The organism is Streptomyces lichenis (assembly GCF_023218175.1).
Lineage (GTDB): Bacteria > Actinomycetota > Actinomycetes > Streptomycetales > Streptomycetaceae > Streptomyces > Streptomyces lichenis.
Window position 1 is genome coordinate 77,668 of record NZ_JALPTH010000012.1, and the last position, 12,318, is coordinate 89,985.

Below are 12,318 nucleotides of genomic sequence, written 5' to 3' on the forward strand. Positions count from 1 at the left end.
GGCGTATCCGTGGCACCCGTCGCCCATGCGGACCTGTGTCCGTCTCTCCACCTCCCGGACGACCCGTATGCGCGGGCCGACGGGCAAGGAGCACGATTCCCATGCGTTCACACCTCCTGACCTCCGCGGTGGCCGCCGCGGCCTTGACCGGCCTGTGCGCACCGGCCTTCGCGGCAGCCCCCGGCGCGACGCAGGACCAGACGTTCCTGGTCCAGTCCCACCAGGGCAATCTGGCCGAGATCGCGGCCGGCAAGGATGCCGGGAAGCATGCCACGACCACCTGCGTGAAGGTGGTCGGCAAGGCCCTGGTGCGCGACCACACCAAGCTCGACACCGCGGTGCGGAAGCTGGCCGCCGACACGAACACCGCCCTTCCCACCGCGCCGACCGCAGCGCAGCAGAAGCAGCTGAAGGCCGTGCAGGCCAAGGCGGGTAGCGCCGCTTACGACACAGCGTGGCTGAAGGCGCAGGACGCGGCCCACCGCAAGACGCTGGCCGTCATCGACAAGGAGATCGACCAGGGGTCGAACGACAGCGCGGTGGCCGCGGCACGGTCGGCCAGGCCCGTGGTGGCCATGCACCTGGACATGGTCCGCGACGGCACCTGCGACACGATGGCCGGACACCACACCAGTTGACCCACCCCCGTACCTGAGGCGCCCGATCCACCCCCTCCCTCCCATCCCTCCCATCGAAGGAGTTCCCTGATGGCGGAACGCAGCACTCTGATCCGCAGTCTGCACGATGTCGGGCTGGCCGCGTGGTTCGGCGGTTCGCTGATGGGCGCGGTCGGCCTGAACGGCGCGGCCGAGCAAGAAGGCGGCACACAGGAGGCCACCGACCGCGTCTCCTCGTCCGGGTGGGCCAAGTGGACACCGGTCAACGCGGCCGCCATCGGCGCGCACCTCTTCGGCGGAGGCGGCCTGCTCGCCGCGAACGCGGGCCGGGTAGGAGCGCAGAAGGGTGTGGCCGCCTCCACCGCGACCAAGACCGTTCTCACCGCCGCCGCCCTGGCCGCCACCGCCTACTCCGGCTTCCTCGGCAGGAAGATCGGCCTGGCCTCCTCCACCGACCCCCAGGACGCCGAGAAGGCCCGGGAGCACCCCATCGACCTCAACGAGGCCCGGCAGCGGCTGGCCTGGGCGCAGTGGGCGGTCCCCGCCGCCACGGGAAGCCTGGTGGTGCTCAACGCCCTGCACGGCGAGCAGCAGCGGCCCGGCCGGCAACTGCTCGGCGTCTGGCGGCGCATCCGCGCCTGACCCGTGTGGACCGATGCAGGACCCGCCCAAGCCGGGAGGCCCCGACAAGGCCCTCCCCGGGGGCGGCCTTCCTCGGGACGCGTCGTTGCCGCATGGCTGCGCGGCAGGTAATCGGCTCGGTTCCCGTTCACTGGACCATGCCGTATGTCGTCAGCTAACTACGCCCCCCCGGCCGGGAGTGAAGTCCTCGTAGTCGTCGACCAGTCCGAGGAGGTCTTCGTGCTGTGCCGGGCCGATGCGGAGCGCTCTGAGTTCGTCGACGCCCTGCTTGCCCTGGCCCTGGCGGCGGGAAGCCGCTGCCGGGTGCCGGTTGAGCAGCAGGTGTGCGTCTCGCCCTGGCCGCCCGTGTCAGCCGCACCCCGGCACTCACTGGCGAGCCAGTCGCTTCCGGATCGCTGACACTCGGTGCGCACCGTACGGCGGCGTGTTCTCGCCCGGGCTTTTGAGGGGCTGCCGGCCGTACCCGGCGCCGGCCCTTGCCCTGTCCAGTGCTCTTGCCTCCCGGGCATCCTGTGGGCTTACTCGTCGGGGCCGCACTCTCCGCGCCAGGTGGCCTTCTTGAAGGTGACGCCCTCGGTGAAGTCCATCTTGTATTCGCCGGGGCCGGGGTTGTTGTGGACGCACTTCTCGTAGGTGTTTCCGCGGTAGGTGTAGGTGACTTGGACGTGGTCGGCGTTGGGGTGGGTGGTGCCGTTGTTGAAGATCGACTGGCCGTCGATGCTGCCGGTCCAGTTGCCCTTGGCCTTGACCATGAGGTGGCCCGTCTGCCCCGGGCGCTCGAAGACGCAGAAGTACTCCTTCTCGCAGCCCACGGGGCTGGGTTCGGCGAGTGCGGCGGGCGCGGTGATCGCGCTGAGGACGATGACGGCGCCGGCGGTGGCCGCGGTGAACGCGGAGGTACGCATCATGCAGCTCCAGGGAGGAAGGGGCGGGATGTCAGAAACGCGGACGGGACGCAGTCCGGGTGGCGGCAGCATGGGGCCGGCCCCTCGAAGAGCTGGCCGTGTGACCGTTGTACCCGGTGGTCGAGAGCGGAGGCGACGGCTCCTGGATCTCGATCCCGCCGACTTGGCGCCCCGCCGGCGCCCCCGGCGCCAGCAGGTCACCCAGGGTGCCGGACGCCCGGCAGCACCGAACGTCCTGCTTGGCGGTTGGCGAGAAGCAGGCCATACCGGGCGACCGTGACCAGATGGTCCGTGCAGCATCACGACTCTGCGTGTCAGATTGGGTCCGCTCGGTGCTGAAGTCCGACCCGGCACCACAACCACTAGCACCTGGCCCACTCGCGGCGAACCGCCGGCCGGACCGGCTGTTGGACGCCCGTGCTTGGGTCGAGACCTGCTGCACCCATGGGGGGAACGTGTCACCTGTCCGCACACCCGCGAGCCCCGGGCGCTCCTTACCCGCCCCAGGCATGCCACGCTCCGTCGCGCTGCGCCGCGGTCGGCTGCTGACCGCGCTGCTCGGCACGGTCGCCCTGTGTGCCACCGCCGTCCCGCTCGCGGCCGCCGAGCCGGCCCCGCCGCGCACTCCGGGCGGCTCGCACTGGGGTGACCACGGACGGGCCGCCATGCCCCCGGTCCTCGCCGGTACCACTACCCCGCCCCGCAGCCTGCCCTCCGCCGCCCCGACAGCCGCGGAACACACGTGGCGGCAGCGGGCGTTGGAGCGGCTGCGCACCGGGCGTGCGCTGGCCGCACCCGGGCACAAGGCCCGGTCCGGTGAGGGCCGCAACTCCGGTGCTGCGGCGTTCGTGCCGCGCGGGCAGGGGGAGGTGCCTTGGCACCAGGTCTTCGGCTTCCGGATGACCGACGCGCTGACCGGGCGGATCGACTACTCGACCGGCAACCTGATGCTGGCCGCCACCGACTTCGACGTCGCGGGCGTGGGGCAGACGATCCAGCTCAACCGCACCTTCAACGCCTTCGCCGCGCCGGTCGGCCAGGTCAGCGGACCGTGGTGGCTGAACTGGGAACGCAACCTCGACGTCTCGGGTGCGAACTCGGTGCTCGACTACGACGACACCGGCGCCACGGTGGAGTTCTCCCGCAAGCCCGACGGCACCTACACCACCCCCGCCGGGTACTCCAAGGACCTGCGCAAGAACGCGGACGGCACCTACACCCTGACCGACCGCGGGTCCGGTTCGGCCGACACCTACGACGCCGGCGGCCGCCTCACCAAGGTCACCGACCGCAACGCCGGGGTCCTGAACGTCACCGCCCACCTCGACGGGGCAGGCGGCTCGGCGGGCTTCAAGCTGACCGAGACCCGTTCCGGCCGCTGGGTCGACCTGACCAAGACCAGCACCACCCGATGGAGCGCCAAGGACAACACCGGCCGCACGGTCACCTACGACCTGAGCGCCGAGCGCGGCAACCTGGTGCGCACCACCGACACCACCGGGCAGTCCACCGCCTTCGGCTACGACGGCGACGGACGGGTGGTGAAGGTGACCAGCGCCGAGGGGCGCTCGACCGCCTTCACCTATGACACGGCCGACCGGGTCACCTCCATGCGCCGCTACGCCGAGAACGGCACCGGGGGAAGCGGGCCCACGTACACGTATGCCTACAGCGCCGCGGGGGCGCTGGAGGCGGGCACCACCATCGTCACCGACCCACTCGGCCACACCACCCGCTACGAGCACAACGCCGACGGCGAGATGCTCAAGGTCACCGACCCGCTGGGCCACGCCCGCTCCAAGACGTACCAGAACCACCTACTGCAGAAGGCCACCGATGCGATGGGCACCGGCTCCGGCGGCGGGAACGTCACCAGCTACGGCTGGGACGACCGCAACAACCCCACGTCGGCCAAGCTGCCCACCGGGGCCAACGCCACCGCCCAGTGGCAGACGATCGCCGGTGCCGAACGGCCCCGCGACACCACCAGCGCCGACGGCGAGAAGACCAGCTACACCTACGACTCCGTCGGCAACACCAAGACCGTCGCCACCACCGGCACCGGCGGCGCCACCCGGACCCTTGACTACAACGAGGCCGGCCCGCGCTGCGGCGGCTTCCAGGGCCAGGTGTGCACGGCCACCGACGGCAACGGCAAGAAGACCGAGTTCCGCTACGACGCCGCCGGCAACCTGGACAGCGCCACCCCGCCCGGCCCCCTGGGCAAGACCACCTACACCTACGACGCGCTCGGCCGTACGGTGAGCACGACCGACGGGCGCGGGGTCAAGAGCACCTACACCTACGACAAGCGCGACCGCGTGGTGAAGGCCGAGACCTCCAGCGGCGACAGCACCGTCGCCTACACCTACGACGGGGACGGCAACCTCACCGCCCGCAGCGACGCCACCGGCACCCAGCGCTACCAGTTCGACGCCCTGAGCCGGGAGACCATCCGCACCCTTCAGGACGGCTCCCAGACCGTGCTGGCCTACACCGCCGACGGCAACATCGAGACGTACAAGGATCCCGGCGGCACCACGAGCTACCAGTGGGACGGGGCCAACCGACTGACCCAACTCACCAGCCCGCAGGGCAAGAAGACCACCTACGCCTACGACGACAACGACCGGCGCACCAAGACCACCTATCCCGGCGGCACCGAGCAGACCCAGACCCTGGACACCTCCGGCCGACCGCAGGACATCCGGGTCATCTCGCCCACCGGCATCATCCTCAACCACCTCGCCTACACCTACGGCTACTCCGCCGGCGGCACCGCGACGGACGGCACGAAGATCCGCAGCCGCACCGACCAGCTGACCAAGACCCGCACCGACTACTCCTACGACGGGGCGGGGCGGCTGTCGCTGGCCAAGGAAGTCGACCCGACGGGCCGGCTGAGGTCCTGGCAGTACTGCTTCGACCCGGCCGGCAACCTCACCTCCCGGGGCGAAAGCCCCGGCTGCCCGGGTTACACCGCCTACACCTACAACGACGCCTCCCAGCTGACCGCCCGCAACGGCATCACCACGGGATGGTCCTACGACGCCGCCGGCAACGAGACCGCGGGCCGTCCCGGCGCGCAGGGTGGGCGCAGCGCCGAGCAGTACACCGGATACGGGCAGCTGAAGTCCCTGACCACCGGCGGCACCACCTACCAGGCGCAGTACGCCAGCACCGACAGCAGCGAGCGGACCCGGCTGGGCGACACCGTCTTCCACAACGGGCCCCTCGGCCTGTCCGGGCAGACCACCGGCGGCAAGGACACCGACTTCATCCGCGAGCCGGGCGGCACCCTCAACTCCGTGGCCACCGGCAACAGCAGCCACTACTACCTCACCGACGCCCTGGGCTCGGTCATCGGCCTGGTCGACGAGTCGGGCAAGCGCGTCAACACCTACCTCTACACCCCCGACGGCCAGAGCCGGACCGGGACCACCGAGACGGTGCCTCAGCCCTTCCGCTTCGCCGGCGGCCAACTCGACCCCACCGGCCTCTACCACTTCGGGGCCCGCTACTACGACCCCCAGACCGTCCGCTTCACCCAGCCCGACCCCTCCGGCCAAGAGGTCAACCCCTACCTCTACGCCGAAGGCGACCCCGTCAACAGGCTGGATCCCAACGGCCTGGCGGCGGTCGACGCTGTGGACAAGATCGTCGGCAGATTCGGGACCTACGGCGGGTTGGGCGGCCTTGTGGGTGGAGCCATCGGAGGACTGGTCGGCCTTGCCTTCGCAGGGGTGGGCGTGGGCCCCGGGGTTGCCATCGGAACGGCGATCGGCGCGGCAATCGGTCTTACCGCGGCCGCTGCCGTCACCACCGTGGAGGTGGGCAGCAAGCTGTGGAAGAAGCGCAAGCGGCAGTGGTATCAACCATTCGGGTAGGCAGGTAGGGCGGCTGAGTTCCGTCACCGCCAGGCAGGCATACCGGCCCTGGTGGTGGGCCTTGGTATGGCGAAGCCGCCCTACCTCAGGGTCTGTGACGCCGCGTCGTGCACGGGCCAGCCCCTCGATGGCGCCGGGAATGACGACGATGCCGCCTCTACCTGCGTCGCCACCGCACACAGCTCACTTTCCGGCGACGAGCAACCGCTGGTCGCGCCTACCCCGAAAGGACCTCCTCATGGCAGGAAACACCACGACCAAGGCCCGAGACCGCGTACTCGGCCGACTAGTCGTCGCATCGTCCACCGTGGCCGCTCTGCTTCTCGGTGCCCCGGGCACCGGTGCGACGGCCGAGGCCGGCGCGCTCGCCCTCAGCGGGCCGGCGAACGTGGCCAACGCCGGCCAGTGCTGGGATTTGGCCTCAAACGCACTGGGCACGGAGGTCGGCGTGTTCACCTGCCACAACGAGTCCACCTACCTGAGCCAGAAGTGGTACCGCAGCATCGACGCCCCCAGCGTCCACAACATCCAAAACGTCAACGGACTGTGCATGGACCTGCGCACCAACGACGTCGGCGCCCGCGTGATCATGGCGTCGTGCCACTTCGAGGAGAGCTACCGCAGCCAGAAGTGGTATCCGGTCGGCGAAGAGCTGCGCAATTTCCGCAACTCCAACGGCCTGTGCATCGAGCGTCCCCCCACCGCCGGCGGCCCGGTGGTCATGGCGCCCTGCCGCTACGAGGACAGCTACGCGAGTCAGAAGTGGACCACCACCGGCGCCTGGTAACCATCGCCGGCCTCCGCCGGGGTCCCGGCCGGGACCCCGATGGAAGCGAGGTGGTGCTGCTTCTCGCCGTACCTGGGTACTCTGCGGCACAGTCGCCTTCGCGCCCTCGGGAGGCCCAGTGGTCCATCTGCTCCTGCTGTTCCCGTTACTGATCACCATTGGGTGTGTACTCCTCGCTTTCTGGAGCTACCGGTACGTTCAGCGGCTGATCAGCATCTGGGCCCAGCCCCCTGTGCCGGGCCGCTGCCTTCGTTCCACGCCGGGCAGGCGGTACCGGTACAACCTCTACGAGTTCATCACCGCGGACGGTCACCCCGTACGGTTCCACGAGAGCGGACCTCCCACGGTGGGCGTCGGAGCTCTGGTGGCGGTCCGCTACCCGGCAGGCCGACCGGACCTGGCCACCGCCACCCCGCCCCGCCCGGCAGCAGCGTGGGTGGGGCTGGTGGCCATCTGGTTGCTACTCGCAGTGATCTTCCTGGGCTGCGTCGTGTGGGCCGTCCTCTACGGTGCCGCCCTGAGGGGATCGTGAGGTGCCCGGGTCCGGCTCTGTCGCGGGAGTGTAGGGGTGTGCGGCACGTACGGCTCCGACAAGGAAGGCCAGCAGTGACCCGCACCATCGACGACCTCCTGCAAGAGGCGGCCGTCCCCCTCACCCGCGACCCCCGCTTCGACGTCGGCGCCTCGCTGCGCCGCCTGGCCGCCGACGCCGGCCGCCACGCCGCCGCGCCCTCCGCCCACCTCGTCGGCGCGGCCCGGGCCGGACGCCAGCTGTCGACCGTGTGCCGGTGGGCCATCAACGCCCCGGGCGCCCACGGCGACATCAGCCGCCTGGCCGATGCCCCTGCTCGCGGTACGGACGGCGAGTTCGACGAGGCGGCGCCGCGGTGTTCGCCTGCCTGCTCTTCCTTACCGGCCACCCCGAGAGCGCTCAGTTCTGGTGGCAGCTGTCCGCCGGCGCCGGGAACCGGATCGCCGCCTACTGCCTCCACCTGCACCACCTCGCCCTGGGCGAGCACCGCGAGGCCGCCCACTGGCGGCACGAGGTCACCGCCCCTGGCCCCGGCGGCAGCGGCATCGACGAAGTCCTCCTCGACTGCCTGGGTGCCGTCGCCGCCTACGTCCGCAAGAACGGCTCCACCGGCAGCACCCCGCCGACCGGCCGGCTGGAGATGGAGGTCGACCGCCTCGCCGACACCGACGAGATCAGCGGCCCGCCCGACCGCCGCCTCGTCGACCGTCTGCGCGAGTTCACCACCCGCTGACCCGTTCGTACCGCCGCGCCGCGAAGGCGGCGGCGATCAGCGCCCCGTGCGAGCCCAGTCCGGTGACGATCGCCGAGGCGGTCAGCAGGGTGTGGTTGCGCCCCGCCCACTCCGGACGGCGCCCCGCCCACTCCGGACGGCGCTCGGCCCACTCCGGCCGGGGGCCCGCCCCTTTCGTACGGCGGGCGGAGGGGCGGAGCCGGGAGCGGCCGGAGGTCAGGAGCCCGACCCCGAGCCCGCCAGCCGGACGGTGCCGAGGATCTTCTGGATCACCGCGTCGTCCAGCTCGTCGGGGATCCCGGCGTTGGCGTACAGCACCCAGCTGGCGAAGTCGCCCTTCTCGGTCTTGTAGGAGAAGGCGATGGACTTGCCGTCCGTGTCGCACTTCCCCTCCTTCTTGGTGCCCGTGGCGGTGGCCGTGGCGACATGGCCCTGGAGCCCCGAGGTGGTGGTGAACGGCTTCGCCTTGGTGATCTTCACCGTGCCCTTGGGCTCGGTCTGGGCGTAGCCCGCCCACACCCAGTTGCCGGCCTCGTTGTACGCGGCCTCGGCGGTGTCCTTGGCGCCCTGGCCGCCCTTGGTGCCTACCATGGCGAGGCCGGTCTCGTCCTCCCGGCCGTTCTTCGGGTCGTTGGTGACGCACCAGCGGCTCTTGTACTCGGCCGGCGCGGACATGGTGACGACCGGGCTGCCGTCGCCCTTCTTCTCGTCCTCGAAGCCGACGCTGGTGCCCGCGCCGACCACCTCCCAGTCGCCCGGCACGTCGAACTGGGTGCCGCGCTTGGGGTTGTAGACGACCTTCCAGCCCTCGATGGTGGGCTTCGAACCGCCGCCGCCGCGCGGGTTGTCCAGCGGCGGAGCCGTGGGCTCCGCGGACGTGGTGGCGCTCTGCGAGGGCTTGGCGTCCTTTCCGGCCACCGGCTTGCCCTCGTCGTCCTTGCCCAGCACCAGATAGCCGGTGACCGCGGCGGTGGTGAGCACGGCGAAGGCGGCCACGATGGCCGTGATCACCGTCTTGCGCCGCTCGTCGCCCCCGTCGCCGCCCGGCTGGGGCGCTCCGGGCATGCCGTAGCCGGGCACGGTGGGCTGCTGGTACGGGTTGGGCTGCCCCGCCCCGTAACCCGGCTGCCCGGTCCCGTAGCCCTGCTGGCCCGTGCCGTAGCCCTGCTGTCCGTAGCCCTGCTGCCCGGCGCCGTAGCCGCCGGGCTGGGTGGGCGGCTGCCCGTACGGGTTGGGCTGCTGGTAACCCGGCTGCTGGTACGGGTTCTGGTCCTGCGGGTTCTGCTCGCCCCCGGGCGGCTGCTGTCCTGGCCACATGGCGAGTAACCATAGAGGGGTGGGGTGACGGCTGCCACGGCCACCCCTGGCCGCCCCCGTTCCCCCGTCGGCTACTGCCTGGTAACTTCGGGCCATGTCCGACACCCAGCCGAACATCGGCGAGATGCTGCTGGCCACCGTCCCCATGGCCAAGACCCTGAACCTGGAGGTCATCGAGGCGACCGAGGAGCGCGCGGTGCTCCGCCTGCCCGACCAGCCCGACTTCCACAACCACGTCGGCGGTCCGCACGCCGGGGCCATGTTCACCCTCGGCGAGTCCGCCAGCGGCGCCATCGTCATCGGCGCCTTCGCCGACCAGCTGGGCCGGGCCGTCCCGCTCGCCGTGAAGGCCGAGATCGGCTACCGGAAGCTCGCCATGGGACCCGTCACGGCCACCGCCACACTCGGCCGCACCAAGGCCGAGGTCGTCGCCGAACTCGACGCCGGGGAGCGCCCCGAGTTCCCGGTGCACATCGCCATCACCCGTGAGGACGGGGCGGTGACCGGCGAGATGACCATCGTCTGGACGCTCCGCCCGCAGGGCTGACCCGCCCGGCCCACCCCGCCCCCGCACCTCCCCTCGGTGCGGGGGCGGGGTCGTCTCCCTCCGCCAGTGCTCCGGTCGGCTGGGCCGGTGGGCCCGGTAGGCTGCTGCGGCCCCTCGGTCCGAGGTGGCGCGGAGCGCGACGGAGGAGTCGGCAGTGCACGTCCAGGAATGGCTGGAGACCGTACCCGCGGTCAGCGTCTACGTCCTGGTGGGCGTCGTGATCGGGCTGGAGAGCCTGGGCATCCCCCTGCCGGGGGAGATCGTCCTCGTCAGCTCGGCGCTGCTTGCCTCCCAGCACGGCGAGATCAACCCGTACGTCCTCGGCGCCTGCGCCACCGCGGGCGCCATCGTCGGCGACTCCATCGGCTACGCCATCGGCCGCAAGGGCGGCCACCCGCTGCTCGCCCGGCTGGGCCGCCGGTTCCCCAAGCACTTCAGCGAGGCGAACGTCGCGCTGGCCGAGCGGTCCTTCCAGAAGTGGGGCATGTGGGCGGTCTTCTTCGGCCGCTTCGTCGCCCTGCTGCGGATCTTCGCGGGCCCGCTGGCCGGCGTACTGCGCATGCCCTACTGGAAGTTCGCCGTGGCCAACGTCTTCGGCGGCATCCTCTGGGCGGGCGGCACCACCGCCGTCATCTACACGGTCGGCGTGGTCGCCGAGGCCTGGCTCAAGCGCTTCTCCTGGCTGGGCCTGGTCCTCGCGGTGCTGATCGGCCTCACCTCCATGCTGGTGCTGCGCAACCGCGCCCGGAAGGCCGCCGCCGCGGCTGAGGCCCGCTCCGCGCAGGCTCTTCCCATGGACACGGAGACGGCGGCCCCGGGCCCGGTCCCCGCCGCCGCCACGGCGGACTGAGCCCGGACCCGGGGGCCCGTCAGTCCGCCCGGTGGGCCTCGGCGTGGGTCCGGGACAGCTCCAGGTACATCGCCGCGTTGAGCTTGATGCCCTCGCGCTCCTCCGCCGTCAGCTCCCGCCGCACCTTGGCCGGCACCCCGGCCACCAGCGAACCCGGCGGCACCCGCATGCCCTGCGGCACCAGCGCCTGCGCCGCCACCAGCGAACCGGCCCCGATATGCGCCCCGTTGAGCACGGTGGCGCCCATCCCCACCAGGACGTCGTCCTCCACGGTGCAGCCGTGCAGCACCGCGTTGTGCCCCACCGACACCCGCTCGCCGACCGTCACGGGAAAGCCCGGGTCCACATGGACCGTGCAGTTGTCCTGGATGTTGCTGCCGGCGCCCAGCACGATCGGACCGCAGTCCGCCCGCAGCACCGCGTGGTACCAGACGCTCGACCCGGCGGCCATCACCACCTCGCCGACCACCACCGAGGTCGGGGCGGCGAACGCCTCCGGATGCACCTCGGGCCGCTTGCCGCCCACCCCGGTGATCAGTGCCCGCTCCGTCATCGCCGCTCCTCGTCCGTCCGCCGCTCGTCCGCTCCGGGTGTCCCGCGCCGTGGTGAACCGTAGGCGACGCCCCGCGCGCCCGCGCCGCCAGGGGCCGGTGGGGCGAACATCACAGGTCCCGGCCGGGCCTGCCCTCCGGCGGGCCGACTACCGTGACGGAGTGCCGAAGAACAGAAACACGTTCTCCTCCCTGGCCGCCCTCACCGCCTGGCGCAGGCGCGCGGTGACCCGGGCCGTGCACGGCGGCTGGCGCTGGGTGCAGCAGGCGGGCGCGGTCACCGCGGAGCGCCCCGGACGACTGCGGTTCCGCCGGATCGGCGCCGGCACCCGGCTGGCCTTCCCGCAGGGCACCGTCTTCGGCGAGCCGTGGATCGAGCTGGGCGAGTGCTGCATCATCGCCGAGCAGGTCACCCTGACCGCCGGGATGCTGCCCGACCTGGACCTCGGCCCCGACCCGGTGGTGACCCTCGGCAACGGCGTGGTCCTGGGCCGCGGCAGCCATGTGGTCGCCGACGCGCCGGTGCGCATCGGGGCGGACACCTTCTGCGGCCCGTACGTCTACATCACCTCCACCAACCACAGCTACGACGACCCGGACGAGCCGGTCGGCCGGCAGTGGCCGCGCTCGGCGCCGGTGGAGATCGGCCCCGGCTGCTGGCTCGGTACGGGCGCGGTGATCCTGCCCGGCGCCCGGCTCGGCCGGAACGTGGTGGTCGCCGCCGGGGCGGTGGTACGCGGAGAGGTCCCCGACCACACGGTGGTCGCCGGCGCCCCGGCGCGGGCGGTACGCCACTGGGACCCGGTACGCGGCTGGCAGCCGCCGATCCGGACACCGGTGCCCGTCCCCGTACCGGCGGGCCTCACCGCCGAGCAACTGGCCGCGCTCGCCGAACTCGCCCCCGAGCCGGAGGCCGCCATCTCCGCCGCTCCGGCCGACCCCCGCTGACC

Annotated in this window: 13 protein-coding genes and 1 pseudogene; 10 read left to right on the plus strand and 4 right to left on the minus strand. The window is 71.9% G+C overall.

Going from position 1 to position 12,318, the window contains the following annotated elements; translation table 11 throughout:
• Positions 1-101: 101 nt before the first annotated feature.
• The 3 genes from M1O15_RS14200 to M1O15_RS31845 all read left to right on the plus strand — a co-directional run bounded on the left by M1O15_RS14200 (position 102) and on the right by M1O15_RS31845 (position 1,658).
• The gene (locus M1O15_RS14200; RefSeq protein ID WP_248634168.1) at positions 102-638 is read left to right on the plus strand and encodes a DUF4142 domain-containing protein; all 537 of its coding nucleotides are present in this window, start codon (positions 102-104) and stop codon (positions 636-638) included.
• A 69-nt stretch (positions 639-707) separates the two neighbouring features.
• Entirely contained in the window at positions 708-1,259 is a 552-nt protein-coding gene (locus M1O15_RS14205; protein ID WP_248634169.1) for a hypothetical protein, read from the plus strand.
• A 144-nt stretch (positions 1,260-1,403) separates the two neighbouring features.
• Positions 1,404-1,658: an nSTAND1 domain-containing NTPase gene (locus M1O15_RS31845; protein ID WP_372499465.1), complete on the plus strand. Its 255-nt coding sequence runs from the start codon at positions 1,404-1,406 to the stop codon at positions 1,656-1,658.
• 119 nt (positions 1,659-1,777) lie between these two features.
• Here the strand turns inward: M1O15_RS31845 and M1O15_RS14210 are convergent, their stop codons facing one another.
• Positions 1,778-2,167 carry a peptidase inhibitor family I36 protein gene (locus M1O15_RS14210; protein ID WP_248634170.1) on the minus strand — a complete coding sequence of 130 codons (390 nt, stop codon included), beginning with the start codon at positions 2,165-2,167 and terminating at the stop codon, positions 1,778-1,780.
• A 506-nt stretch (positions 2,168-2,673) separates the two neighbouring features.
• Here M1O15_RS14210 and M1O15_RS31415 point away from each other — a divergent pair.
• The 4 genes from M1O15_RS31415 (at position 2,674) to M1O15_RS14235 (ending at position 8,103) form a co-directional block, all read left to right on the plus strand.
• Positions 2,674-6,051: an RHS repeat-associated core domain-containing protein gene (locus M1O15_RS31415; RefSeq protein WP_282576731.1), complete on the plus strand. Its 3,378-nt coding sequence runs from the start codon at positions 2,674-2,676 to the stop codon at positions 6,049-6,051.
• A 238-nt stretch (positions 6,052-6,289) separates the two neighbouring features.
• Entirely contained in the window at positions 6,290-6,838 is a 549-nt protein-coding gene (locus M1O15_RS14225) for an RICIN domain-containing protein (protein ID WP_248634171.1), read from the plus strand.
• Positions 6,839-7,184: 346 nt separating this feature from the next.
• Positions 7,185-7,370 (plus strand): hypothetical protein, encoded by a 186-nt coding sequence (locus M1O15_RS14230; RefSeq protein ID WP_248634172.1) that lies wholly within the window; start codon positions 7,185-7,187, stop codon positions 7,368-7,370.
• Positions 7,371-7,725: 355 nt separating this feature from the next.
• Positions 7,726-8,103, plus strand: coding sequence for a hypothetical protein (locus tag M1O15_RS14235; RefSeq protein ID WP_248634173.1), 378 nt, complete (start codon positions 7,726-7,728; stop codon positions 8,101-8,103).
• 19 nt (positions 8,104-8,122) lie between these two features.
• Here the strand turns inward: M1O15_RS14235 and M1O15_RS31850 are convergent.
• Both M1O15_RS31850 and M1O15_RS14240 read right to left on the minus strand, forming a co-directional pair.
• Positions 8,123-8,323 (minus strand): annotated as a pseudogene (locus M1O15_RS31850) (hypothetical protein); the annotation flags it as partial.
• Positions 8,320-9,420, minus strand: a complete 1,101-nt coding sequence (locus tag M1O15_RS14240; protein WP_248634174.1) for a DUF8017 domain-containing protein — start codon at positions 9,418-9,420, stop codon at positions 8,320-8,322. The gene M1O15_RS14240 and the pseudogene M1O15_RS31850, both read right to left, overlap by 4 nt.
• Positions 9,421-9,514: 94 nt before the next feature.
• Between M1O15_RS14240 and M1O15_RS14245 the strand changes: the two genes are divergently transcribed.
• Both M1O15_RS14245 and M1O15_RS14250 read left to right on the plus strand, forming a co-directional pair.
• Positions 9,515-9,967: a DUF4442 domain-containing protein gene (locus M1O15_RS14245; protein ID WP_248634175.1), complete on the plus strand. Its 453-nt coding sequence runs from the start codon at positions 9,515-9,517 to the stop codon at positions 9,965-9,967.
• 154 nt (positions 9,968-10,121) lie between these two features.
• Positions 10,122-10,817 carry a DedA family protein gene (locus M1O15_RS14250; protein WP_248634176.1) on the plus strand — a complete coding sequence of 232 codons (696 nt, stop codon included), beginning with the start codon at positions 10,122-10,124 and terminating at the stop codon, positions 10,815-10,817.
• 19 nt (positions 10,818-10,836) lie between these two features.
• Here the strand turns inward: M1O15_RS14250 and M1O15_RS14255 are convergent, their stop codons facing one another.
• Positions 10,837-11,370 carry a gamma carbonic anhydrase family protein gene (locus M1O15_RS14255; RefSeq protein WP_248634177.1) on the minus strand — a complete coding sequence of 178 codons (534 nt, stop codon included), beginning with the start codon at positions 11,368-11,370 and terminating at the stop codon, positions 10,837-10,839.
• A 160-nt stretch (positions 11,371-11,530) separates the two neighbouring features.
• Here M1O15_RS14255 and M1O15_RS14260 point away from each other — a divergent pair, with 160 nt between their 5' ends.
• On the plus strand, positions 11,531-12,316 hold the full coding sequence (locus M1O15_RS14260; protein WP_248634178.1) for an acyltransferase: 786 nt from the start codon (positions 11,531-11,533) through the stop codon (positions 12,314-12,316).
• Positions 12,317-12,318 lie beyond the last annotated feature (2 nt).